23 protein-coding genes are annotated in these 22,456 nt (G+C 70.3%); 14 read left to right on the top strand and 9 right to left on the bottom strand.

Annotation, left to right across the window (positions count from 1 at the left end):
• Window positions 1–91 precede the first annotated feature (91 nt).
• The 5 genes from DFR69_RS24495 (at window position 92) to DFR69_RS24475 (ending at window position 3,615) form a co-directional block, all read left to right on the top strand.
• Window positions 92–1,033: an undecaprenyl-diphosphate phosphatase gene (locus DFR69_RS24495; RefSeq protein ID WP_186817296.1), complete on the top strand. Its 942-nt coding sequence runs from the start codon at window positions 92–94 to the stop codon at window positions 1,031–1,033.
• Between the two features lie 31 nt (window positions 1,034–1,064).
• Window positions 1,065–1,775 carry a histidine phosphatase family protein gene (locus DFR69_RS24490; RefSeq protein WP_110039974.1) on the top strand — a complete coding sequence of 237 codons (711 nt, stop codon included), beginning with the start codon at window positions 1,065–1,067 and terminating at the stop codon, window positions 1,773–1,775.
• Between the two features lie 51 nt (window positions 1,776–1,826).
• Window positions 1,827–2,414, top strand: coding sequence for a DUF3090 domain-containing protein (locus DFR69_RS24485; RefSeq protein WP_110040094.1), 588 nt, complete (start codon window positions 1,827–1,829; stop codon window positions 2,412–2,414).
• 4 nt (window positions 2,415–2,418) lie between these two features.
• Complete coding sequence (locus DFR69_RS24480) at window positions 2,419–3,216, top strand: SCO1664 family protein (protein WP_110039973.1); 798 nt, start codon at window positions 2,419–2,421, stop codon at window positions 3,214–3,216.
• A 129-nt stretch (window positions 3,217–3,345) separates the two neighbouring features.
• On the top strand, window positions 3,346–3,615 hold the full coding sequence (locus DFR69_RS24475; protein ID WP_110039972.1) for a hypothetical protein: 270 nt from the start codon (window positions 3,346–3,348) through the stop codon (window positions 3,613–3,615).
• 53 nt (window positions 3,616–3,668) lie between these two features.
• Here the strand turns inward: DFR69_RS24475 and DFR69_RS24470 are convergent, their stop codons facing one another.
• Window positions 3,669–4,532 carry an alpha/beta fold hydrolase gene (locus tag DFR69_RS24470; RefSeq protein ID WP_110039971.1) on the bottom strand — a complete coding sequence of 288 codons (864 nt, stop codon included), beginning with the start codon at window positions 4,530–4,532 and terminating at the stop codon, window positions 3,669–3,671.
• The gene (locus DFR69_RS24465; RefSeq protein ID WP_110039970.1) at window positions 4,529–4,948 is read right to left on the bottom strand and encodes a helix-turn-helix domain-containing protein; all 420 of its coding nucleotides are present in this window, start codon (window positions 4,946–4,948) and stop codon (window positions 4,529–4,531) included. The genes DFR69_RS24470 and DFR69_RS24465 overlap by 4 nt, the downstream gene beginning before the upstream one ends.
• Before the next feature lie 297 nt (window positions 4,949–5,245).
• On the opposite strand from DFR69_RS24465, the gene mshC reads away from it, so the two are divergent.
• From mshC to DFR69_RS24440, 5 genes are all read left to right on the top strand, one after another.
• Window positions 5,246–6,484, top strand: coding sequence for a cysteine--1-D-myo-inosityl 2-amino-2-deoxy-alpha-D-glucopyranoside ligase (mshC, locus tag DFR69_RS24460; RefSeq protein WP_110039969.1), 1,239 nt, complete (start codon window positions 5,246–5,248; stop codon window positions 6,482–6,484).
• 105 nt (window positions 6,485–6,589) lie between these two features.
• On the top strand, window positions 6,590–9,181 hold the full coding sequence (locus DFR69_RS24455) for a heavy metal translocating P-type ATPase (protein ID WP_110039968.1): 2,592 nt from the start codon (window positions 6,590–6,592) through the stop codon (window positions 9,179–9,181).
• Between the two features lie 121 nt (window positions 9,182–9,302).
• Complete coding sequence (locus tag DFR69_RS24450; protein WP_167456388.1) at window positions 9,303–10,100, top strand: universal stress protein; 798 nt, start codon at window positions 9,303–9,305, stop codon at window positions 10,098–10,100.
• Window positions 10,101–10,221: 121 nt separating this feature from the next.
• Window positions 10,222–11,640, top strand: coding sequence for a DUF445 domain-containing protein (locus DFR69_RS24445; RefSeq protein WP_110039966.1), 1,419 nt, complete (start codon window positions 10,222–10,224; stop codon window positions 11,638–11,640).
• Window positions 11,641–11,642: 2 nt separating this feature from the next.
• Entirely contained in the window at window positions 11,643–12,485 is an 843-nt protein-coding gene (locus DFR69_RS24440; protein WP_110039965.1) for an Abi-alpha family protein, read from the top strand.
• A gap of 3 nt (window positions 12,486–12,488) precedes the next feature.
• On the opposite strand, the gene DFR69_RS24435 is transcribed toward DFR69_RS24440, so the two are convergent.
• A complete protein-coding gene (locus DFR69_RS24435) occupies window positions 12,489–13,145 on the bottom strand; it encodes an enoyl-CoA hydratase-related protein (RefSeq protein WP_110039964.1) in 657 nt (218 codons plus the stop codon).
• 28 nt (window positions 13,146–13,173) lie between these two features.
• A complete protein-coding gene (locus tag DFR69_RS24430) occupies window positions 13,174–13,782 on the bottom strand; it encodes a TetR family transcriptional regulator (protein ID WP_110040093.1) in 609 nt (202 codons plus the stop codon).
• 215 nt (window positions 13,783–13,997) lie between these two features.
• On the opposite strand from DFR69_RS24430, the gene DFR69_RS24425 reads away from it, so the two are divergent.
• Window positions 13,998–14,564 (top strand): TetR/AcrR family transcriptional regulator, encoded by a 567-nt coding sequence (locus tag DFR69_RS24425; RefSeq protein ID WP_110039963.1) that lies wholly within the window; start codon window positions 13,998–14,000, stop codon window positions 14,562–14,564.
• Here the strand turns inward: DFR69_RS24425 and DFR69_RS35390 are convergent.
• Genes DFR69_RS35390 through DFR69_RS24410 form a run of 4 tightly spaced genes read right to left on the bottom strand, consistent with a single transcriptional unit; the run spans window position 14,540 to window position 18,465 of the window.
• Complete coding sequence (locus DFR69_RS35390) at window positions 14,540–14,971, bottom strand: UBP-type zinc finger domain-containing protein (RefSeq protein WP_244198438.1); 432 nt, start codon at window positions 14,969–14,971, stop codon at window positions 14,540–14,542. The genes DFR69_RS24425 and DFR69_RS35390 overlap by 25 nt on opposite strands.
• The gene (locus DFR69_RS24420) at window positions 14,931–16,406 is read right to left on the bottom strand and encodes a cation:proton antiporter (protein ID WP_244198437.1); all 1,476 of its coding nucleotides are present in this window, start codon (window positions 16,404–16,406) and stop codon (window positions 14,931–14,933) included. The genes DFR69_RS35390 and DFR69_RS24420 overlap by 41 nt, the downstream gene beginning before the upstream one ends.
• Window positions 16,407–16,419: 13 nt before the next feature.
• On the bottom strand, window positions 16,420–17,691 hold the full coding sequence (locus DFR69_RS24415; RefSeq protein ID WP_110039962.1) for a threonine/serine exporter family protein: 1,272 nt from the start codon (window positions 17,689–17,691) through the stop codon (window positions 16,420–16,422).
• Between the two features lie 51 nt (window positions 17,692–17,742).
• A complete protein-coding gene (locus tag DFR69_RS24410) occupies window positions 17,743–18,465 on the bottom strand; it encodes a histidine phosphatase family protein (protein WP_244198436.1) in 723 nt (240 codons plus the stop codon).
• 144 nt (window positions 18,466–18,609) lie between these two features.
• Between DFR69_RS24410 and DFR69_RS24405 the strand changes: the two genes are divergently transcribed.
• Window positions 18,610–19,323, top strand: coding sequence for a DsbA family oxidoreductase (locus tag DFR69_RS24405; RefSeq protein WP_110039960.1), 714 nt, complete (start codon window positions 18,610–18,612; stop codon window positions 19,321–19,323).
• A gap of 3 nt (window positions 19,324–19,326) precedes the next feature.
• On the opposite strand, the gene DFR69_RS24400 is transcribed toward DFR69_RS24405, so the two are convergent.
• On the bottom strand, window positions 19,327–20,376 hold the full coding sequence (locus tag DFR69_RS24400; protein ID WP_110039959.1) for a glucose 1-dehydrogenase: 1,050 nt from the start codon (window positions 20,374–20,376) through the stop codon (window positions 19,327–19,329).
• A 188-nt stretch (window positions 20,377–20,564) separates the two neighbouring features.
• Here DFR69_RS24400 and DFR69_RS24395 point away from each other — a divergent pair, with 188 nt between their 5' ends.
• Both DFR69_RS24395 and DFR69_RS24390 read left to right on the top strand, forming a co-directional pair.
• Window positions 20,565–21,605, top strand: coding sequence for an NAD(P)-dependent alcohol dehydrogenase (locus DFR69_RS24395; protein WP_110040092.1), 1,041 nt, complete (start codon window positions 20,565–20,567; stop codon window positions 21,603–21,605).
• 50 nt (window positions 21,606–21,655) lie between these two features.
• The gene (locus DFR69_RS24390; protein ID WP_110039958.1) at window positions 21,656–22,441 is read left to right on the top strand and encodes an N-acetylmuramoyl-L-alanine amidase-like domain-containing protein; all 786 of its coding nucleotides are present in this window, start codon (window positions 21,656–21,658) and stop codon (window positions 22,439–22,441) included.
• The last annotated feature ends 15 nt before the right edge of the window (window positions 22,442–22,456 follow it).

Below are 22,456 nucleotides of genomic sequence, written 5' to 3'. Positions count from 1 at the left end.
CGCTGCGAGGTCGTGCCCTCGGGGCGGACCGACGTGGCAAAAGCCCAGGAGGACGACGTCTTTCGGGCACGAAGCAGCAGGAGGACAGTTGGTGGGCGAGTCGATGACCTGGTTCCAGGCATTGCTGCTCGGGCTCGTACAGGGACTCACCGAGTTCCTGCCGATCTCCTCCTCCGGACATCTGCGCATCGTGTCGGAGGTGTTCTTCGGCAGCGACGCGGGCGCGTCGTTCACCGCCGTCACCCAGCTCGGCACCGAGGCCGCGGTGCTGGTGTACTTCGCCAAGGACATCCAGCGCATCGTCATCGCCTGGTTCACCACCCTGGCCATGCGCTGGCGGGAGCGCTCGCAGCAGTCGGTCGCCGTCGGTGACCGCGTCACCACGAAACTGCCGGTGATGGATCGCAGCGCCCGCGAGGCCCACGAACGCGACACCCAGCGCGAACTGGACTACCGCATCGGCTGGTACGTGATCATCGCCACCATCCCCATCGGCGTGCTCGGCTTCCTGTTCAAGGACGAGATCCGCACCGGCGCCCGCAACCTGTGGCTGGTCTCGTTCATGCTGATCGCCTTCGCGCTGGTGATCGCCGCCGGTGAGCACTTCGGCAAGAAGGAGCGCTCGATCGAGCAGCTCACCACCCGCGACGGCCTGATCATGGGCTTCGCGCAGTGCCTCGCCCTGGTCCCGGGCGTGTCCCGCTCCGGCGCGACCTCCACCGCGGGCCTGTTCCTGGGACTCGAGCGTGAAGCGGCGGTGCGGTTCTCCTTCCTGCTGGCCATTCCGGCCGTGACCGCGTCCGGGCTGTTCAGCCTGCCCGACGCCTTCGAACCGGCCGGTGAAGGACTCAACGCCAGCGGCCCGCAGTTGCTGGTCGCGACCGTGCTGGCCTTCGTCGTCGGCTACGCCTCGGTCGCCTGGTTGCTGAAGTTCGTCGCCAAGCACTCGTTCTACTGGTTCGTGGGTTACCGCATCATCGTCGGCCTGGTCGTGATGGGTTTGCTCGCCGCCGGTGTCATCTCGGCGACCTGAGCGGACGGCAGGCGATGGTTAGGCTGGTCCCATGACGGTGATCCTGCTCCGGCACGGAGTGTCCACGTCCAACGTCGGTCGCACCCTGGCCGGGCGCACCCCCGGTGTGGAGCTCACCGAGCGCGGCACCGAGCAGGCCGCGGCGGTCGCCGACCGGCTCGCGACGCTGCCGATCGAGCACATCGCCAGCTCGCCGCTGCTGCGCTGCCAGCGCACCGTCGCCCCGCTGGCCGAGAAACTCGGCCTCGAACCCGAGCACGACGAACGTCTCATCGAGGTCGACTACGGCGAGTGGACCGGCCGTCCGCTGGCCGAACTGCTCACCGAACCGCTCTGGAAGGTCGTGCAGGGGCACGCCTCCGGCGCGGTGTTCCCCGGTGGCGAGGGCCTGGCGCAGGTCCAGCAGCGCGCCGTCGCCGCCATCCGCGACATCGAGCGCAGGCTGGCCGATCAGGCGGGCCGGGACGTGCTGTGGGTGGCATGCGCGCACGGCGACGTCATCAAGGCGATCCTGGCCGACGCGCTCGGCCTGCACCTGGACAGCTTCCAGCGGATCGCGGTGGAACCAGCCTCGATCAGCGTCGTCCGCTACGGAACGATGGGACCGTCGGTGTGGAAGTTCAACGACACCGGCGCCGACCTGTCCGCGCTCGCCGTCACCGCCGCACCGGTGCCGGGCGGAGAGGTGCCGACCGCGCCCGGCGCGGATAATGGGAATGCGGGACTCCGCGATTCTCCTTAGAGGGAATGTTGTTCGTGAGTGTCGATCAGGGTCACGTATCAGGAGGTGCATGTGTCACGCGCAATCCATGTATTCCGCACCCCCGATCGTTTCGTCGCCGGGACCGTCGGTGAACCGGGCGATCGTTCGTTCTACCTGCAGGCCGTGCAGGAACCGCGCGTGGTCAGCGTGCTGCTGGAGAAGCAGCAGGTGAAGGTGCTCGCCGACCGGATGGGACTGCTGCTCGACGAGGTCGCGCGCCGCTTCGGCGCCGATGTGCCGCCCCAGGGCGACGACGTCCGCGATGTCGACCCGCTGGTGACGCCCATCGACACCGAATTCCGGGTCGGCACCATGGGTCTGGGCTGGGACGCCGACGCGGGCGCCGTGGTGGTGGAACTGCTGGCGATCACCGAGACCGAGGTCGACGAATCGGTGGTACTCGACGACACCGACGAAGGGCCCGACGCCGTGCGGGTGTTCCTGACCCCCATCCAGGCGCGCGAGTTCGCGTTGCGCTCGGCCCGGGTCATCGCCGCGGGCAGGCCACCGTGCCCGCTGTGCGGGGAGCCGCTCTCCTCGCGTGGGCACATGTGTGTGCGCACCAACGGCTACAAGCGCGGCGAGATCTTCGGCGCGGCCGAGCTCGACGAGGAGTGATCGCGTGCCGGTGCTCACCGAGGGCGAGCTGGACATCGTCGGCCGGGTCGGCATCGCCAGCAATCTGACGCTGGTCTGCGAGATCGCCGCGCCCGAACCCGACGGCGCTCCGCTGCGCGTGGTGTACAAGCCGGTGCGCGGGGAACGGCCGCTGTGGGACTTCCCGGACGGGACCCTCGCCGGCCGCGAGGTCGCCTCGTATCTGATCTCGGAGCACCTGGGCTGGGGCGTCATCCCGGAGACGGTGCTGCGCGACGGCCCGTTCGGGCCGGGCATGGTGCAGCGCTGGGTGACCGCCGTCGACCACCACACCCAGGCCGGGCCGCGCCTCGACCTGGTCGATCTGGTGCGCCCCGGCACGGTGCCCGACGGTTTCTGTGAGGTGTTGCGCGCGCTCGACGGCAAGGGCGAGGAGGTCTCGCTCGTCCACGCCGACGATCCACGCCTGCAACGGATGGCGGTGCTGGATCTGCTGCTCAACAACGCCGACCGCAAGGGCGGACACGCGCTCGAAGGCGTCGACGGGCACGTGTACGGCGTCGACCACGGCATCTGCCTGCACAGCGAACCCAAGCTGCGCACGGTGCTGTGGGGGTGGGCCGGGCGCCCGGTGCACGAATCACTGGTCACCGACATCACGACGTTCGCCGCGAATCTGCCCGGCGCCGTGGCGGATTCGCTGGCTCCCCACATCACCGACGCCGAGATCACCGCCCTGATCGAACGCACCAAAGGGCTGCTCGAGCATCCGGTGATGCCCGTGCCGAATTCGTCGCGCCCGATTCCCTGGCCCGCGTTCTGATCCGCGGGTAGGTCCGTTCCGGTGCGCGCACGCCCCGGCGTGGGGTATTGTGACGCTGTTTCCGGGTCGGGGCCGGTGCTACTGTGCTGCAAGCACTTTCGTCATACCACGCGAGATCAGAGGATTTTCATGTCGACCCGATCCATCGTCACCACCACTGCCGCCGCGATGCTGCTCACCGGTGCGGCCGCCGCCGTCGCCGCGCCCGCCCAGGCCTTCCCCGCCGGTTGGTGGACCGAGAAGACCTTCGTGTGCACCGCCACCGACCGCAACACCGGCGCGGCGCTGCCCGAGGTCACCGTCCAGGCCGCCGACCAGGTCGGTGCCGCCTACTACGCGCTGCCCCAGTTCGGCCAGAACGCCGACACCCTGAACGTGCAGTGCTACGAGCAGGCCTGATCCTTCGATGAGTCCGGTGTCGCCGCTCCCGACGCGCGGCGGCACCGCACCCGTCACCGCCGGGCGTCCCGCTCGGCGTGCGCGTCGAGGAACTGCCTGATCGGCACGGTCTGCTCGAGGATCGCGTGGCCGACGCCGGGCAGGACGCGCACCTCGCCGCGCGGGAACGCGCCGCGGGCGCGGGCAGCGGTCCGCGCCGAATCGAAGAGCGCGTCGCGCTCGCCGACGAGCACCAGTACGGGAATCGCCACGGTGCGCAGGCGCTCGTCGGGGAAGATGGGCAGCCGCCCGGAACGCGCCGAGAAGTGCGCGAACGTCACCTCGACATCGTCGAGGATCGGGCCCGCTGCCGCCTCGTCGAGTCCCAGCCCGGCCCGCGCCATGTCCCGCACCGTGCCGCGTCCGACGAGCCGCCGCAGCAGGCCCTTCACCATCCAGCCGTAGCGGTGCGGTCCCAGGCCGCCCGGGCACAGCAGCACGAGTGCCGTGACGCGGCCCGGCCTGCGCAGCACGTGGTCCAGGGCCGTCCAGCCGCCGAGCGACATTCCGGCCATCGCGACCGTCGTGAGCCCGAGCCCGTCGACGACCTCGTCGAGCCAGCTCGCGGTCGCGTCGCTGTCCAGCGGCAACCGGGTGGGCGCGCTGAAGCCGGGTTCGCCGGGCAGGTCGACCGCGTACACCCGGTACCCGCGCGACCAGTCCGCGACGTCACCGCGCCAGGCCGAGGCATTCGATCCCGATCCGTGCAGCAGAACCAGGGGCGGCGCGTCGACAGGGCCGGAGGCCACGACGAAGGTCTCACCCACCGACGTCGGTACCCGCAGCTCCTCGCGGGGGACGGGCCAGGCGTCGAGGTGAGCGCGGTAACGCTGTTCGACGACGCGTCGGCCCTCGGGTGTTTTGTAGATCGTGGTCATGAGCTGAGAACTCCGTCCATGTAGTCGAGCAGGCGGGCCGTGTCGGCGAGGCCGCCGAGCACGATGACCTTCAGGCGCGAGCGTCCCGGGTCGTAGCCGGTCTCCACGCGCAGCGCCCGGCCGCCCGGTCCCCGGGTCGCCGCGGTGGCGGTGAGCAGGGTGGTGATGCGGTCGGCGGTGGTGCGGTCGACGGCGTCGATCTCGACGATGCAGGACACGTCGGCCTGGTCGGTGGCGGGCGGCGGCGAGGTGAGCGGCAGCCCGGTGAAGGCCTCGAGGTCGTCGTGGGCGATGCGGTACTGCTTGCCGATGCGCGCCGCGGGCAGTTTGCCGTCGCGCACATAGCTGCGCACGGTGCGCACATGCAGCCCGAGCAGTTCGGCGACCTGCTCCACCGAATAGAGACGATCTGTCATGAAACTACCCTAAACGCAGGTATGAATAGGGGGCAATAGGGATGTATACGTCATTGTGTTGTGTGACCATTGTCGCCGTCGCCCGAGCGTGGCAACCTGTTCGCCCAGGAACGCGGCCCGTCGGCGCGCTGGACCCGGCTCCAGGGCCGTGACCTGCGAATCCGGCTGAGTACAACCCTTGACCGAAGCCGCCGGACACGTTTGTGTGCAGGTAGCGGGCCGTTGCCACGACACCGCCGGCAACCCCCTGACCGGCCCGCGGGCCGAGCACTTCAGCCGGGGCTCTACCCTCGAATCATGCAGTCCTGGTCCGATATCGCCCTACCGACCGTCCCCGGAGCAGGGCCGCCGTTGCGGTTGTACGACACCGCCGATCGCCAGGTCCGCCCGGTCACCCCCGGCGCGACCGCGAAGATGTACGTCTGCGGCATCACTCCCTACGACGCCACCCACCTCGGCCACGCCGCCACCTACCTCACGTTCGACCTGATCAACCGGCTCTGGCGCGACGCGGGCCACGAGGTGCACTACGTCCAGAACGTCACCGACGTCGACGACCCGCTGTTCGAGCGCGCCGCCCGCGACGGCGTCGACTGGCGCGAGCTCGGCAGCTCCGAGATCGCGCTGTTCCGCGAGGACATGACCGCGCTCGGCGTGCTGCCCCCACGCGACTACATCGGCGCCATCGAATCGGTCGACGAGGTCGTCGAACTGGTGCAGAAGCTGCTCGCGGCCGGCGCCGCCTACATCGTCGACGACGCCGAGTACCCCGACATCTACTTCCGCACCGACGCCACCGAGCAGTTCGGCTACGAGTCCGGCTACGACCGCGCCACCATGGAGACGCTGTTCGCCGAGCGCGGCGGCGACCCCGACCGCCCCGGCAAGCGCGACACCATCGACGCCCTGCTGTGGCGTTCCGCCCGCCCCGGAGAACCGTCGTGGCAGGCGCCGTTCGGCGACGGACGTCCCGGCTGGCACATCGAGTGTGCCGCGATCGCGCTCAACCGCATCGGCACCGAGTTCGACGTCCAGGGCGGCGGCTCGGATCTGATGTACCCGCACCACGAATACTCCGCCGCGCACGCCGAGGCGATCACCGGCACCCGCCGCTTCGCCCGCCACTACGTGCACGCCGGGCTGATCGGGCTCGACGGCGAGAAGATGTCGAAGTCCAAGGGCAACCTGGTGCTGGTGTCGAAGCTGCGCCGCTCCGGGGTCGACCCGGCGGCGATCCGCCTCGGACTGCTCGCCGGCCACTACCGGCAGGACCGGATGTGGACCGACGAGGTGCTCACCGAGGCGCAGGCGAGGCTGGCCCGGTGGCGCGACGCCGTCGCCCTGACCGCAGGCCCGTCGGCCACCGACACCGTCGCCCGCCTGCGTCAGCACCTCGCCGACGACCTGGACACCCCGAAGGCGCTCGACGCGATCGACAACTGGGCCACCCAAGCGCTCACCTACGGCGGTACCGACACCGCGGCGCCCGCCCTGGTGCGTGACGCGGTGAACGCGCTGCTCGGCATCACCCTCTGACGGGTCGCGGGTCCCCGGACCCGCGACGCCCACGGGGTACTGTCGCGATCGAGTGAGGCGCGTGGCGCTGTCGCGTCGTGCGTTCGATCGGCGACAGGAGCGGCGATGCCGGACACGGACCACCCCGCCACCGCGACCGCGGTGCTGCACGTCGGCGGGGTGCTGCGAGCCAGCTCCCACCTGGTCCTCACCCGGGCACTCGGCCGCCGCCCCGGCGTACTCCAGGTCGACACCAACCCGGCGGCGCAGACCGCCACCGTCACTTACGACCCGGCCCGCACTTCGGTCGCCGAGCTACGCGGCTGGGTCCGGGACTGTGGCTACCATTGCGCCGGCCGCGCGGTGCCGAACCATCTGTGCGACCCGCTCAGCGAACCGGCGTCCACGGGGAACGCCGAGCGGACCCGCCACAGTCGCGACGCTCCGCACCCACACGAGGTCGCGCACCCGTCGAACCTCCCGCGCCCAGGAGACGCTGCGGCGGCGGATCATCGGACACGCGCTGACTCCGACCCGGACACGCCCGGACATGGTAGCGGCGCCGCGCATGCGTCCGAGGCCGATGACGCATCCGCCTGGCAGGCGCACACCGAGCACGCGGGCGGACACGCCCACGCCGGGCACGCCACGATGTCCATGGACGACATGGCCCGCGACATGCGCAACCGCTTCCTCGTCGCCCTGGTGTTCTCCACACTGGTGATGCTGTGGTCGCCGATGGCCACCCACATGCTCGGCCTGCACCTGCCGGTCCCGTTCGGTCTACGCGTGGACGTGTGGGCGCTGATCCTGAGCCTGCCGGTGATCTTCTACTCGTCGACGATCTTCTTCACCGGCGCGTGGCAGGCGTTGAAGGCACGCACGCTCGACATGATGGTGCTGGTCTCGGTCGGGATCGGCACCGGCTGGCTGTATTCGCTGGGGGTGACCCTCACCGGCGGCGGGGAGGTCTTCTACGAGGCCGCCACCATGCTGGCGACCTTCGTGCTGCTGGGGCACTGGTTCGAGATGCGGGCGCGCGGCGGTGCCAACGACGCGGTGTCGACCTTGCTGGATCTGTCGCCGCCGAAAGCGGTCGTGCTGCGGGACGGCGACGAGGTCGAGATCCCCACGGCCGACGTGGCGGTCGGCGATGTACTGCTGGTGCGGCCCGGCGCGAAGATCGCCGTGGACGGCACGGTGGTCGACGGCTCCAGCGAGGTCGACGAGTCCATGGTCACCGGCGAGAGCCTGCCGGTGCGCAAGGAACCCGGGTCCGCGGTGATCGGCGCGACCATCAACACCACCGGCAGCCTGCGGGTGCGGGCGACCAAGGTGGGTTCCGACACCGCCCTCGCGCAGATCGTGGAACTCGTTCAGCAGGCACAGAATTCGAAGGCCCCGGGGCAGCGGCTGGCCGATCGGGCCGCGTTCTGGCTGACCCTGGTCGCACTCGTCGGCAGCGTCGCGACGCTCGTGGTGTGGCTGCTGGCGGGCGCGTCGCTGAGCCGCGCGCTGCTGTTCGCGATCACCGTGGTCGTGGTGACCTGTCCCGACGCACTCGGCCTCGCGACGCCGACCGCGATCCTGGTCGGCACCGGACTCGGCGCGAAGCGCGGTGTGCTGTTCAAGAACGCCACGGCGCTGGAGGATTCGGCCCGCATCGACGTGGTCGTGCTCGACAAGACCGGCACCCTCACCAGGGGCGCGCCGGAGGTCACCGACGTGGTGACGGCACACGGGATCGACACCGAGCGGATGCTGGCGCTGGCCGCGGCCGTGGAACGCGAATCCGAGCACCCGCTCGCCGAGGCCGTCGTCGCCTACGCGAAAGAGCACGGCGTGCCGGTACTTTCCGCGGCAGGCTTCGAGAACGTCCCCGGCCGGGGCGCGACGGCCACCGTCGACGGCAGCCGAGTCCTCGTCGGGAATCGTGGCCTGCTCGATCAGGAGAATGTCGAGCTCGGCGAGCTGGCGCGGCGCCGTGACGAGCTGGCCGCCTCCGGGCACACCGCGGTCCTGGTCGCCGTCGACGGCGCCGCGACCGCGGTGATCGCCCTGGCCGACGCGCCACGCCCCACGTCGGCGGCCGCCGTCGCGGCCCTGCACGACCTGGGCGTGGACGTGGTGATGCTGACCGGCGACAACCAGGCCACCGCGCGCCGCATCGCCGAGGACCTCGGCATCGACACCGTCATCGCCGAGGTGCTCCCGGGCGACAAGACCGACCGCGTCGCCGAGCTCCAGCAGGCAGGCAAGAAGGTGGCGATGGTCGGCGACGGCGTCAACGACGCGCCCGCGCTGGCTCGCGCCGATCTGGGCATCGCCGTCGGCGCGGGTACCGACGTCGCCATCCAGACCGCCGATGTGGTGCTCATGCGCTCGGACCCGTTCACGGTGTCGACCGCGCTGCGGATCGGGCGCGGCACAGTCGGCAAGGAACATCAGAACCTGGCCTGGGCGGTCGGCTACAACGGCCTGGCTCTGCCGATCGCGGCCGGGGTGTTCGAGCCGTGGGGTCTGACGATGCGCCCGGAGATCGCGGCCATGGCGATGTCGGGATCGAGCCTGATCGTCGCGCTCAACGCGCTGCGGCTCAAGCGCCTGCCGCTGCCCGAGGCCCCCGATCGGCAACCGGCCGGTGACCGCCGCGTCGCGGCGCCCACGGATGCGCGCGCGAGCACCCAGCTCCCGCCGTCCGGCGAGTCGGGGCACTGACCATCGGCGCGGGAGCACGCGTTCGCGTCGTGGACGGCGCGCAGACCCGGTTGCTGGAAGTGTGCGCCGTTTATACTGTGGGCCAAGCGCAGCTGACCCGCCGTCGATCGGAGAGCGTCACATGGGGTACCAGCGCATCGTGGTGGGGACCAACGGCTCGGAATCGGCGCGCACCGCCGTCGCGGTGGCCGGCGAGCTGGCGCTGCGCCTCGATCTGGGTGTCACGGTCGTCAGCGTGTGGAAGGAAGCCACCCTCAAGGCGGGCACCGACGCCGCATGGGCGGAGGCGGTCACCGCGAGCGCCGCCGAGGTCCTGCTCGAGGCCGGTGTTCCCGAGGTCGTGCGCAGCGAGATCCCCGGCACCGCGGGAACCGTGCTGCTCGAGGAGGCCGCGCGCGCACCCGACACGCTGCTGGTCATCGGCGGCGGCGGGCTGGGTAGTTCGAAGGCCCGGTTGCTCGGCTCCACCGCCAATCACGTGTCGCACCACAGCGAATCCGATGTCGTGTTCACCCACAAGATCCCCAAGCGCTGGACCACCGTCGGGCTGACCACCGACGGATCGGCCAGTTCGATCATCGCGGTACGCCGCGGCTACGACGTCGCGGTCGCCCTGGGCGCGCGCCCCTTTCTGGTGACCTCGGCCAAGACCGACGACGACGGCGCCGACACCCTGCTCGAGGTCGAAGGCGCGGCCGGCGTCGACGATCCGGCGCTGTTCGGCCGCGACGTGCTCACCGGCGTGCCCGCCGCGGAGGCGATCTGCAACGCGGCCTGGAAATACGACCTGGTCGTCATCGGCAATCGCGGAATGAGCGGTCCCGCGCGGCTTCTCGGTTCGGTCGCCAACAAGGTCACCCATGACATCGACACCAACCTGCTCCTGGTCAACACGACTCACGGTGCCGTGGAGCCCTGAGTGAGCATTGCGGGTTTGCTCCGGTTTAGCGGGTAACGGTCAAAGCCGCCCGAAACCTGAGGTTCGTTCACTTATGATGTCCGGACGCGCGATGTTCGGAACACGACGGAGTGGACGCCGGATGAATGCTGGGATCGAGGCGGCGGGCTTCTTCGGCCTGCTCGACTGGGAGAAGACGACCGGCCTGAGCAAGTTCTGGGTCGACATGATCAGCATTCCGATCTTCAGTGCGATGGCCGGTCTGATCACCAACTGGACCGGCGTGATCATGCTGTTCGCGCCCGTGCGGTTCACCGGTTTCTATGTGCCCGGCCTCAAGACGATCTTCCCGCTGCTCCCGCGCAAAGTGCAGATCCTGCCCACTTTCGCCCCCGGCGGCATCCTCGGCTTCCAGGGTTTCATCCCGGCGCGCGCGGAGAAGATGGCCAGCCTGATGGTCGACAACGCGGTCGCCAAGATCGGCACCGCCAAGGACTTCTTCGACCAGATGGATCCGCGCAAGATCTCCGCGCAGGTCGCCCACGTCGCTCTGCCGAACGTGCGGTCGATGGTGGATTCGATCATGGTCACCGAGCATCCGCAGCTGTGGGCCGACATGCCGCCGCGCGCACGGGAAGTCGTGTACACGCGGGTCGAATCGGAGCTGCCCGCCATCACCGACCGCGCCTTCGACTTCATCGGCGCCAACATCGACCAGCTGCTGGATGTGAAGCTGATGGTCGTGGGGTATCTGCGGCGCCGCCCCGAACTGCTCAAGGACGTCATCTACGGGCTCGGCGCGCCGGAGCTGCGGTTCATGACCCGCAGCGGGGTGCTCGGTTTCCCGTTCGGGGTGATCGTGGCGCTGTGGTTGTCGCTGCTGCACTACAGCACCCCGCACGGAGACACGCCCGCCATGATCTCGCTGCCGGGCTGGCTCTACGACATCCTGCACTTCCTGCCCGCGTGGTTGTGGGTGCTGCTCGGTGGCGCGGTGGTCGGCGTGCTGGTCAACATCATCGCGATCAAGGTAGTCTTCGAGCCCGCGTCGCCGCAGCCGCGCTACAAATACCCGTGGCGAGTCGCGAAATTCGCCAAGCGGCAGCATCAGGCGGCCGCCGATCTCGGCCATGCCATCGGCTATCAGATCGTCACCCTCGACGTCGTCACCGAACAGCTGCTCGACGGGCCGAGCGGGGACAAGACCCGCGCTGTCATCGCCCACTTCCTCAAGGTGGAGATCGACCGGGTGCTCGGCCCGCTGCGCTCGGTGACCCGGCTCGCGGTCGGCCCGGCCCAGTTCGACGCCATCCAGGCCACCGCGGGCGCGAGCCTCGCCACGGAGATGAAGCCGTGGCTGGTCGAGGACGTGGAGTTCTCCCAGACCACCGCCGCCAGCGTCGACCGCCTCGCCACCGAGAAGCTGCGCGAACTGCCGCCGGACGAATTCGTCGAAATGCTGTACACCGCCATCGAACAGGACGCCTGGCTGCTCTACCTGCACGGCGGCGTCCTCGGTGTGCTCGTCGGCGCCCTGCACCTGCTGGTCTTCGGAGTGTGAACATGGACGAGCGCGACAATCTCCCCGCACCCGAGCCCGAGCCCGGAATCCCCACCGACCTGGTGGGTTTGGCGCGCATCGCCGGGCTGTCGCTGCGCCACATCGTGGGCGCCGTCACCCGGGGCGCCCTGCACACCGCCACCGACCTGGCCGACGACATCCGCGCGGGCGAACCGATCTCCCAGATCATCGACGAGCGGGTCGAGTCGCTGCGCAAGATCGCACTGGCCGCGCTCGGCCTGACGAGCACCGCCTCCGGCGTCTACGGTTCCGGCGAGAACAGCGTGGGCGCCGAGGATCTCAAGGCGATGGGCGACGCGATGATCACCGAGGGCTGGGACTCGGCCCAGCAGCCGCGCGACCTGCATCCCTCGTTCGTGCCGATCCTGCACGACCTGACCCCCGACGAGGCCCGCATCCTGCGCTTCCTCGCCGTCGCCGGGCCGCAACCGGCCATCGACATCCGCACCAAGACACCGTTCGGGATCGGGTCGCAACGCCTGGCCGACGGCATCAACATGATCGCCTATATGGCCGGTTGCGCACTGCCCGAACGCGATCACCACTACCTCGGCAATCTCAGCAGGCTGGGCTTGGTGCGCTTCTCCACCGAGCCGGTCGCCGACTTCCGCCGCTACGCGTTCCTGGAGGCACAGCCAAGCGCGCAGGCCGCCTACAAGGCGGTGAAGATGCGCGCCATCAGTTCCTACCGCAGCATCTACCTGTCGGTGTTCGGAAAGCAGTTCTGCGACGCGTGTTTCGTGCTCGGCGACTACACCGGGGGCGGCTGGGCCAGTGACGATCGGGGCGATGTCTACCTGGGCAAGGGCCCCCGGCTGCCGTGAGCGTCAGTCCTTGCCGCGCAGCGCGGCGAGCACGCCGTCGAACATCACCGACTTGATCGCGGTCATCGTGGGCTGGTCCTTGCCGCCGTGCGGCGCGACCATGGCCAGCGCGGTGTCGAGGACCTCGGTCTCGCCGACGGCGGCGTCGACCAGGTCGTAGGCGGCCGCGTCGGTCCCGCCGAAGCGGCGCCCGGTGGTCATGGCCGCGATCGCGGTGCGCGGCGGGACCTTGGCCTGGATGAGCGCCGCCATCCCGTTGGTGAACGGGATGCGGATGTCGGCCTCGGGGAAGCAGTAGAACCCGCGATCGGCCCGCATGACCCGGTAGTCGTGGGCGATCGCCAGCATCGCGCCGGCCCCGAAGGCGTGCCCGCCGATCGCGGCGGCGGTCGGCATGGGCAGGGTGAGCATCCGGCCGAAGAGCCGGTGCACCGATTCCACGTACTCGGCGGCCCGATCGCCGTTGGCCGACAACCAGTCCAGGTCCAGACCGTTGGAGTAGATCTTGCCGGTCGCGGTGGTCACCAGGGCGGCCGCGCCCTCGGCGACGGCGGTGTCGAGGTGGGCGTGCACCTCGGCCATGAAGTCGGGGGAGAAGCGGTTCTCGCCGTCACCGAAGTCGAGGATCGCGATCGCGTCGTGGTGGCGCAGGGTGGGCATGACGGGTTTCCTTTCAGGGGCCGAGATCTCAGCGGGGGCCGAGTTCCAGGACGGCACGGACGGCGGCCCGCAGTTGCGCGCGGGCCAGGGGATCGGTGAGCCGGTCGCGGCGCAGCAGCACCGCGGTCGGCAGGTCGACCAGGCAGGTGGTCACGGTGGCGACGCCGCGCCGGTCCGCGCGGCCCCACAGGGCGCGCGAGAGCCGGGTCAGCACGGTCAGCAGCGCCTTCTCCGTGGCGGCGATGTCGTCGGCGAGCTCGGTCGGCAGGTCGCCGGCGAGGAGTTCCGCCCGGTCGACGAGCAGCAGCAGCCGCGCGGAGTCTGGGTGCGTGTCGGCCAAGCGGCCGGGCGTCTCCGCGGCGTCGACCACCGCGGCGATGCGGGCGGACCGATCGGCGGCGGCTACGGCGCGTTCGACGTCGACGGCCTGCAGCGCGAGGAACCGGCGCGCGGCGCGTAACCAGCTGCGCGCCAGCACTTCCTGACGCGATCCGAAGCTGTGGTACAGCGCGCCGTTGGACACCCCGGTGGCGGCGGCGACGGCGCGCACGGTCACCGCGGCCGGACCCGACCGCGCGGCGATGCGCTCGGCGGCGTCGAGGACGGTCTCCGGGTCGTGGGTGCGGGGTCTCGGCATGAACAATAGTTTACAGAGCGTCTGCTCTGTTATTCCATTCGGGAGGTCATGTCAGCAGGTAAGGCGCCGATTATGTTCCGTCCCTTGGGATTTCGATCTCACCGCCGCGGATTCGGGCACACGATAGTCTTCGTTGTGCTCGCGCGAGCCCTCGTTGTGATCGGGTACTGTTCGCATTCTTCGGTCCTGTCCGCACGAACAGATCGGCATCGCGAATGTCCCGAGTGGTCACCAAGGAGCAGTACTACGACGCCGCCGTCACGGTGCTCGCCGAGTTCGGCTTCAAAGGTCTCAACATCGGGGTGCTGTGCCGCCGCCTCGGAGTCACCAGCGGCTCGTTCTACCACCACTTCGGTTCCTGGCAGGGGTTCGTCGACACCCTGCTCGAACACTGGGAGAACCGGCAGATGCTCGAGCTGCGCGCCCTCGACGTCGGCCACGGCGACCCCGACGCCGACGTGCGCGCCATGTCGGCACTGGCCAGCGGCCTCGAACACGGCGCCGAAGCCGCGCTGCGCGCCTGGGCGGCCAACGACGAGTCGGTGCACGTGACGGTCAAGCGGGTCGACGAGTCCCGCCGGCGGACCGTGCACCGCGTCATCGACGGCGTCGTCGGCGACGCCGACACCTCCAGCGTCGTCACCGAATTCGGGATGGCCATGCTGATCGGCTACCAGCAGCTCGCCGCCACCGGCGAACCGACCGAACTGGACCGGCTGCTCGCCCAATACGCCCGGCTGATCTACTCACACCGGCGTCAGCCGAGCAACTCGTCCACGTAGCACCAGCGCCACACCTCGCCCGGTTCCACACTGCGCATCACCGGATGCGCCGTCGCCGCGAAGTGACCGCTCGCGTGATTGCCCAGTGAGGACTCACAGCAGGCGATGTTCCCGCACGCGACACACATGCGCAGATGCACCCACGTCAGCCCCTCCTCAACACACGCGCGGCATTCCAGCGCGCCGGCCGGGTCGCGCAGCAGGGGAGCGTGTTCGAGGTGGACGCAGCCGTCGGCCGCGGCGGCACCGGCCAGCGGCTCGATCCGCGGTTCGTCGTCGCGCTCGTCGAAACGATCGATCATCGACTCCTCGAGATCCAGCCGGGCCAGCACGTGCTGGAGGACCTCGTAGTCGACCGCGCCCGCGTCACGCACCCGCAGGACCGCGTCGCGTTCGGCGCCGAGCATGGCCAGCCGTAGCCGCCGGTATTCCGCGGTCGGGGGTCACCTGCTCGGCCTCGGGACGGCCCAGCCGCTCCCAAGCGGCATTGGTGCGCCAGATGAGGCGCTGCCGCAGCGACTCGATCACCGGCTCCGGGGTGTCGGGACCGATGCGCTTGTCCAGCTCGGCCAGCCCGGCGGCCGTGGCCTGTTGCAGCAGATCGGCTTTCGCGAGCGCGTCCTCGGCGCGGCTGGGCCCACGCAGCCGCAGCAACCGCACCAGCCACGGCAGCGACGTGCCCTGCACCAGCAGCGTGCCACCGACCACCACCAGCGCCAGCAGTTCCAGCACCGGCAGATGCGGGGTCGAGGCGGGCAGCAACAGGACCGCGGCCAGCGTCACCACCCCGCGCATCCCCGCCCACGACACCACCGCCGCATGACTCCACGGTTCGGTGCCGCGCCCGAACAGCCGGGCCACCAGGACCGGGGTGAACACCCAGATCGGGCGCGCCAGCATCACCGCGGCCAGCACCGCCGCCGCCGTGACGAGCAGTGTCGTGTGGTCGAGGCCGCTGTGCCAGGCGCCCTCGACGATCCAGCGCACCTGCAGACCGATGATCAGGAAGACCGTGCTCTCGAGAATGAACTGGATGGTGCGCCAGTTCGTCGTCTCGGCGACCCGCGAGGCCGCGCCCTGCCAGCGTTGCGCGCCGTGGCCGAGAATCATCCCGCACACCACCACGGCGATCACGCCGGACGCGTGGAAGTGCTCGGCGGGCAGATACGCCACGAACGGGGCGAGCAGCGACGCCGAGGTGTCGAGCACCGGATCGCTGATCCGTTTGCGCACCAGCACCAGCGCCGCCGCCACGGCGGCGCCGATCACCGCGCCGCCGACAGCGGCGAGCAGGAAATCGCCCCCGATCTGCACCACCGTCACCGCACCGGCCATCGCCGCGATCGCACTGCGCAACGAGACCAGCGCGGTCGCGTCGTTGAACAGCGACTCGTCCTCGAGCACCGTGACGATGCTGCGCGGCATCCCGGTGCGGCGCGCGATCGCCGTGGCCGCCACCGCGTCCGGCGGCGCCACCACCGCGCCCAGCGCCACCGCCGCCGCGAACGGGATCGGCAGCAACCACCACGCCACCACCGCCACCGCGAACGTGGTGAACAGCACCAACCCCACCGACAGCGAGGCGATCGTGCGCAGATTGTCCTTGAAGTCGACCAGCGACGTCCGCAGCGCGGCGGTGTAGAGCAGCGGCGGCAGCAGCCCCAACAGCACCACCTCGGGCTCGAGATGCACCTGCGGCACCATCGGCAGATACGACGCCGCCACCCCCGCCAGGGTCAGCACGAGGGGTTCCGACACCCCGAATCGCCGGGCCAGCGCCGCCAGCGCGGTCGCCGAACCGATCAGGACCACCACGCCGATCGCCACATGCACGACCAGCATTCTTCCACCGGGACTACTTCGGCAACGGCACCGAGGCGAACCGCGCCACCAGCGACCACAGATACACCCCGAGTGCGGCACCGACACCCAGACCGACACAGACCGCGCCCGCCTGCACGAAATAGCTCACCCCCGCCACCTCGTACACCGCGAGGATCAACCCCTGGCACACGATCAGACCCGGCAGCAGCGCCCCGGTGATCCCGACCAGCGCCAGCGCCGACATCGGCAACCGCAGCGCCTCCGACACCGAGGAGGCCACGAACCCCAGCACCACCGCCGCGAGCGGACCCGCCCATGCCCCGGGCAGATGCGCGGCATGGATGAGAGTCTGATTCACCGCCGCGGTCAGCAACCCGGCGACGGCCGCGGGCACCAACAGGGCCGGCCCGCCCACATTGAACAGGGCGTTGCCCACCGCGCCGAGCACGGCGAACACGATGCCCAACCAGATCGGCAACACGGGCAATGTGGGATCGGCCGCCACACCCAGGTCGAAGCGCCACGACAGCGACAGGATCAGCACCCCGCCCAGCGCGATCCCGGCGATGATCGACGCGGCGCTCACCGCCCTGGCCAGTGCGGTGAGACTGTCGGCGCTGATGAGATCGATCGCGGTCGAGATCAGTTGGGGCAGTGGGGCGATCAGCACCCACGTGGTCGCGACGACGGTGGCGGCCTGCGCGACGGTCAGCCAGCCGAGCAGATGGAACGCGCCGCCGAAGAACCCGGCCAGCGCCGCCTGCACCGTGACCGCGAACAGCTTGGGCACCCGCGCCGCACCGAAGCCGCGCGCGCTCAGGTTCACCACCAGCTGGCTCAGTGCCGCCAGCACCCCGGCCAGCGGTGTGCCGCCGATCTGCACGCAGATGCAGAACGCCAGCAACATCCCACCGGCCTGGACCGACCACCACGGAAACGGCGGCGGCCCGGCATCGGCCGAATCCAGCCGCGCACACGCGGCATCGGCGTCCAGCCGCCGCACCACGACGTCGCGTGCGACATCCTTGAGCCTGCGCATCCGGTCGCAGTCGAAACTGTCCAGCGACGCCGCCTCGCCGAACTTCGACGCGGTCCGGCCGCCCCCGTCGGAGCACTCCACGATCACCAGCCGCCCGATCCCGACCACGCGCGCGTCCTCGAGCCCGAGCACGGCCGCGCACGGCAGCACCATCAGCTCCATCGCCTCGGTCGCGTACCCGGATTCCAGCATCGCCGCGCCGAGCCTGGTCAGGAAGCGCAGCGCCGCCTCGACCCGGTGGTGATCGATCGCGGGTGTCGCCATGGCGACAATCTAGTGTCGGGGCCACCGCCGACCGGCCCGCACACGCCGAACTCAGCCCACCTGCTCGGCGCCCCCGAGATGGCCGACCTCGCCCCAGACCCGCAAGCCCAGCCGCTCGCCCTCGCGACGCCACTGCGACACCGACGCGTTCGGCACCGGCTCGAGCGAATCCGGCACCGCCGCACCCATTCCCGCCAGGATGTAGCGCATCGACGCCACGACCGCGTCGTGCGTGACCACCAGCACCTGTTCCCCGGCCGCCACCACGTCGAGCTCGTCGAGGAAACTGCGCACCCGCACCGCCACATCGGCCAGCGACTCCCCGCCGGGCGGGCGATACACCCAGTTGCCCACCCGTTCGCGGCGCATCGCCTCGTCCGGGGCGCGGCGCCGGATCGCCTTGTACGGATGCAGTTCGAACACCCCCATCTCGCGATCACGCAGCCGCTCGTCGACCAGGGTGCGGATCGGGCGCAGATGCCGATTACGGTTGGCGGCCGTCTCGGCCATCACCGCCCAGGTGAGCCGCGCCCGCAGAAACGGCGAGCACACCACCAGCGTCGGCGTCTGCACACCCGCCAGCCCGGCCAACCACCCACCCAGGCACCGCGCCTGCCACTGCCCGTACTCGGTGAGCCCGACCTCCGCGTCGGTGCCGCGCATCGGACGCTGCTCGGTCGCCGGATCCGCGTACCAGGCGTTGGCCACGCTCTGGGCGTGCCGCACCGCCCACAGACCCCCGAGTGCGCGCGGCACCGCCAATCCCTCCGTCACCGGCACCCACCCCCTTCGCTGCTCGATCGCCATCGGACCCCCTCCGTGCTCGTCCCGTCGTGCTCGGACGCGCCAGGGAATAGCGGCGTCACTGCTGCTGTTCGTCAGAGATGTTCGGCGGACCGCCGCCGAGAGGAGGCCCGCTTGAGCACCAGAGTAGAGATCTGGACCGACATCAACTGCCCGTTCTGCTACCTCGGCAAAGCCCGATTCGAGGCGGCGCTGGCCGGATTCGAGCACCGTGACGACGTCGAGGTCGTGCACCGCTCGTTCGAACTCGACCCGACTCTGCCCGCCGACGAGACCGGTCCCGTCATCCCGCGTATCGCCGCCAAGTACGGCATCCCCGTCGAGCAGGCCGCCGCCAACGAGCGGGCCATCGGCGCCCAGGCCGCCGAACTCGGCCTGCCGTACCAGAGCAGCGGCCGCGACTACGGCAACAGCTTCGACATGCACCGACTCCTGCACTTCGCGCTCGACCAGGGCAAACAGGACGTGCTGCTCGACGCGCTCTATGCCGGAAACTTCGCCGACCCCGAACCGGTCTTCGGTGACCATGAACGACTCGTCGCCCTCGCGGTCCGCGCCGGATTCGACGAGACCGACGTCCGCGACGTGCTCGCCGACCCCGACGCCTACGCCGCCGCGGTACGGCAGGACGAACGCGAGGCCCAGCAACTCGGCGTGACCGGAGTGCCGTTCTTCGTCTTCGACAACAAGTACGCGGTCTCCGGCGCCCAGCCCACCGAGGTGTTCACCCAGGCGCTGACCACCGCGTGGAACGACCGGCCCACACCGCTGGTGCAGGTGTCCGCGGACGACGCACCCGCGTGCGGCCCGGACGGCTGCGCCGTCTGAGCGCTACAGGTCGATGACGACCTTGATGTCGGCGTGGTCACCCGGATCGAAGGCCTCGAGCGCCCGCTCCAACGGCAACCGCCGGGTGATCAACCTGCCCAGCCACCCCGCGTCGGCCTTGGCCAGCGCCTGCGCCGCCAGCTCGTAATGGTGGCGATTGGCGTTGACCGAGCCGAACACGAGCGCGTTGTCGAGCACGATGTTGCGGTTGAGCGCGCCCACGTCCACCGACGCGTCGCTGCCCGGCGTCGACACACCCGTCAGACAGACGATCACGCCCGGATTGTTGATCTTGGCGGCGTCCAGAGCCACCGCGGGCGCGCCCGTCGCCTCGATCACCACATCCGGATCTATGCGTTCGGCCAGCTCCGAGGCCGACCCGGTGTGGAAGGTGGCGCCGAGATCGGCGACCAGGCCCGGCTTCGGCCCCTCCGTCGTCCGGTCGAGCACGTGCACATCGAGGCCACGCTGCACACCGAGTAGCGCCGCGAGCAACCCGATCGGGCCCGCCCCGGTGACCATCGCGGTCTTGGGCTCGAACCAGGCGCGCTGGTTGATCCGCTCGATCTGGTCCCACGCCTTGGCCACCACCGTCGTGGGCTCCATCAGCACGCCGACCTGTTCGAGCGCGGGATCCAGCTTCACCGCGTAGTCGACCGGCACCACCCAGCTCGTCGAGCCGAACCCGTCGATCTGCTTGATCCCGCGCTCCACGTACTGGCCGTTGCGGCACATGTCGAACTCGCCGCGCGCGCACGCGCCACACGGCACCGGATCGGGCCTGCGCACGATGCCCACCACGAGATCGCCTGCGGCGAAACCACTTCCGTCAGGGGCTGTCCGCACCCGGCCCAGCGATTCGTGTCCGAGGACGAGCCGCTCGCGGCCCGGGGGCGCCCATCCGTAGCTGCCCTCGGCGATCTCGCGGTCGGTGCCGCAGATGCCCAGCGCCACCCCGTCGACGAGCAGCTCGTCCGGCCCGGGCTGCGGATCCGGTACCTCCGCGATGCTCAACGAGCCCGCCTGATTCGGAATCACGGTCAATGCACGCATGTCGGCAACCCTTCCGCCACCTCGGCCACGCTGTCGGAACCTGCACGAATACCTGCGACAACGCTACGGGAACCCGGCCGGGTCACGCAGTATCGACAAGATCGCGAATAGCTTGCGATGTGCCGGCGAAGGCTGCCACGATCGAGGAAACCGCCGACAGCTGCTCGACCACGACGTGGGAGGTACCAGTGCAGGCCGTTCAGTACCGCAGCCCGGGATCCGCTCCCGAAGTCGTCACCGTGCCCGACCCCGAACCCGGCCCAGGCCAGGTCCTGCTGAAGGTCGCCGCCGCCGGCGTGTGCCACTCCGACATCGCGGTGATGGGCATGCCCGCCGACCAGCTCGGCTTTCCGCTCCCGCTGACCCTCGGCCACGAGGGCGCGGGGACCGTCGCCGCGCTCGGCGCCGGCGTCGAGGGTGTCGAACTCGGCGCGATGATGGCCGTCTACGGGCCGTGGGGCTGCGGCCGATGCAGTATGTGCGCCAAGGGCGTCGAGAACTACTGCCTGCACGCGAAGGAACTCGGCATCTTCCCGCCCGGCCTCGGCGCACCCGGCGCCATGGCCGAATACCTGATCGTCGACGATCCGCGCCACCTCGTGCCGCTCGGTGACCTCGACCCCGTGCAGAACGTCTCCCTCACCGACGCGGGCCTCACGCCCTACCACGCGATCAGCCTGTCGCTGCCCAAACTCGTCCCCGGCAGCACCTGCGTCGTCATCGGCGCCGGCGGGCTCGGCCACGTCGCCATCCAGCTGCTGCGCGCCATGACCGCGACCAGGATCATCGCGCTCGACCTGTCCGAGGAGCGGCTCGAGCTGGCCCGCCGGGTCGGCGCGCACGACACCGTGATCTCCGACGCCGCGGCGGTCGACCGCATCCGCGCCCTCACCGACGGCGACGGCGCGCAGGTGATCCTCGACTTCGTCGGCGCCCCACCCACCACCGCCACCGCGGCGGCCGCCGCGGGCGTGGCCGCCGACATCACCGTCGTCGGGCTCGGTGGCGGCACCGTCGAGGTCGGGTTCGGCAGCCTGCCCTACGAGACCACCGTGTGCTCGCCGTACTGGGGCACCCGGTCCGAACTCATCGAGGTCCTCGACATCGCACGCCAGGGCGAGGTGTCGGTGCACGTGGAGACCTTCTCCCTCGACGAAGCGCCGCTGGCCTACGAACGCCTGCACGCCGGCGAGATCACCGGCCGCGCCGTCATCGTCCCCGGCAACTGAACCGTCACGCTACGGTGGACACCGATCGTCCGTCGGCTGCTGGAGGCGTCTTGCGCATCATCGTCCCGATCCTGTTCGTGCTCGCCGCCCTCCTCGGCGCCACCGCACCCGCCTCGGCCGCCCCGACTTTGGACGACACCACCAGCCGCAAGATCGACGAACTCCTGGCCGTGCGAGCGGAAGCGGGCGACATCGACCGCGGCGAACTGCTCGCCCGCCTCGGCGCCCGCCTGCTCGATACCCCCTACGGCGCGAACATGCTCGTCGGATCGGCCACCGAACCCGAACAACTCGTCATCGACCTGCGCCGCGTCGACTGCTTCACCTACCTCGACTACCTCGAGGCCGCCTCCCACTCGGCGGACCGCGACCAGTTCGTCGCCAACCTGCTCGCCACCCGCTACGTCGACAGCCGCGTCGAATTCGCCCAGCGCAAGCATTTCTTCACCGACTGGGCCGCCACCGGGCGCCGCGCCGCCACCGACATCACCGCGAGCCTGAGCCCGGCCGCGGTCACCGTCACCAAGCGGCTCAACGCCAAGGGCGACGGCGGCACCTATCTGCCCGGCATTCCCGTCGTCGACCGCGCCGTCACCCACATCCCCGCCGCCGCGGTCGACGGGGCAGTGCTCGCGGGCCTGCGCACCGGCGACTTCCTCGGCGCCTACTCGCCCGACACGGGCCTGGATGTCACCCATGTCGGACTCGTCGTGCACACTCCCGGCGGCCCGGTCTTCCGCAACGCCTCCTCCCTCGCCGAATACCGGGTCGTGGACACCCCGCTGGCCGACTACGTGCGCACCACCCCGGGCATCGTCGTCCTGCGTCCGGTGTGAACCACGGTGCCGCCC

It is taken from the genome of Nocardia neocaledoniensis, assembly GCF_003182135.1.
Taxonomy (GTDB): Bacteria; Actinomycetota; Actinomycetes; order Mycobacteriales; family Mycobacteriaceae; genus Nocardia; species Nocardia neocaledoniensis.
The sequence above is the reverse complement of the archived record's forward strand: the minus strand, read 5'-3'. Positions and strand labels throughout refer to the sequence as shown.

Bases quoted from the DNA above. Each gene is read 5' to 3' on its own strand.
- DFR69_RS24455 (WP_110039968.1), top strand. From the start codon at position 6,590: ATGCCGGACACGGACCACCCCGCCACCGCGACCGCGGTGCTGCACGTC.
- DFR69_RS24435 (WP_110039964.1), bottom strand. From the start codon at position 13,145: ATGCCCACCCTGCGCCACCACGACGCGATCGCGATCCTCGACTTCGGT.
- DFR69_RS24445 (WP_110039966.1), top strand. From the start codon at position 10,222: ATGAATGCTGGGATCGAGGCGGCGGGCTTCTTCGGCCTGCTCGACTGG.
- DFR69_RS24450 (WP_167456388.1), top strand. From the start codon at position 9,303: ATGGGGTACCAGCGCATCGTGGTGGGGACCAACGGCTCGGAATCGGCG.
- DFR69_RS24490 (WP_110039974.1), top strand. From the start codon at position 1,065: ATGACGGTGATCCTGCTCCGGCACGGAGTGTCCACGTCCAACGTCGGT.
- DFR69_RS24415 (WP_110039962.1), bottom strand. From the start codon at position 17,691: ATGGCGACACCCGCGATCGATCACCACCGGGTCGAGGCGGCGCTGCGC.
- DFR69_RS24430 (WP_110040093.1), bottom strand. From the start codon at position 13,782: ATGCCGAGACCCCGCACCCACGACCCGGAGACCGTCCTCGACGCCGCC.
- DFR69_RS24400 (WP_110039959.1), bottom strand. From the start codon at position 20,376: ATGCGTGCATTGACCGTGATTCCGAATCAGGCGGGCTCGTTGAGCATC.
- DFR69_RS24475 (WP_110039972.1), top strand. From the start codon at position 3,346: ATGTCGACCCGATCCATCGTCACCACCACTGCCGCCGCGATGCTGCTC.
- DFR69_RS24420 (WP_244198437.1), bottom strand. From the start codon at position 16,406: ATGCTGGTCGTGCATGTGGCGATCGGCGTGGTGGTCCTGATCGGTTCG.
- DFR69_RS24465 (WP_110039970.1), bottom strand. From the start codon at position 4,948: ATGACAGATCGTCTCTATTCGGTGGAGCAGGTCGCCGAACTGCTCGGG.
- DFR69_RS35390 (WP_244198438.1), bottom strand. From the start codon at position 14,971: ATGCTCGGCGCCGAACGCGACGCGGTCCTGCGGGTGCGTGACGCGGGC.
- DFR69_RS24440 (WP_110039965.1), top strand. From the start codon at position 11,643: ATGGACGAGCGCGACAATCTCCCCGCACCCGAGCCCGAGCCCGGAATC.
- DFR69_RS24425 (WP_110039963.1), top strand. From the start codon at position 13,998: ATGTCCCGAGTGGTCACCAAGGAGCAGTACTACGACGCCGCCGTCACG.
- mshC (WP_110039969.1), top strand. From the start codon at position 5,246: ATGCAGTCCTGGTCCGATATCGCCCTACCGACCGTCCCCGGAGCAGGG.
- DFR69_RS24470 (WP_110039971.1), bottom strand. From the start codon at position 4,532: ATGACCACGATCTACAAAACACCCGAGGGCCGACGCGTCGTCGAACAG.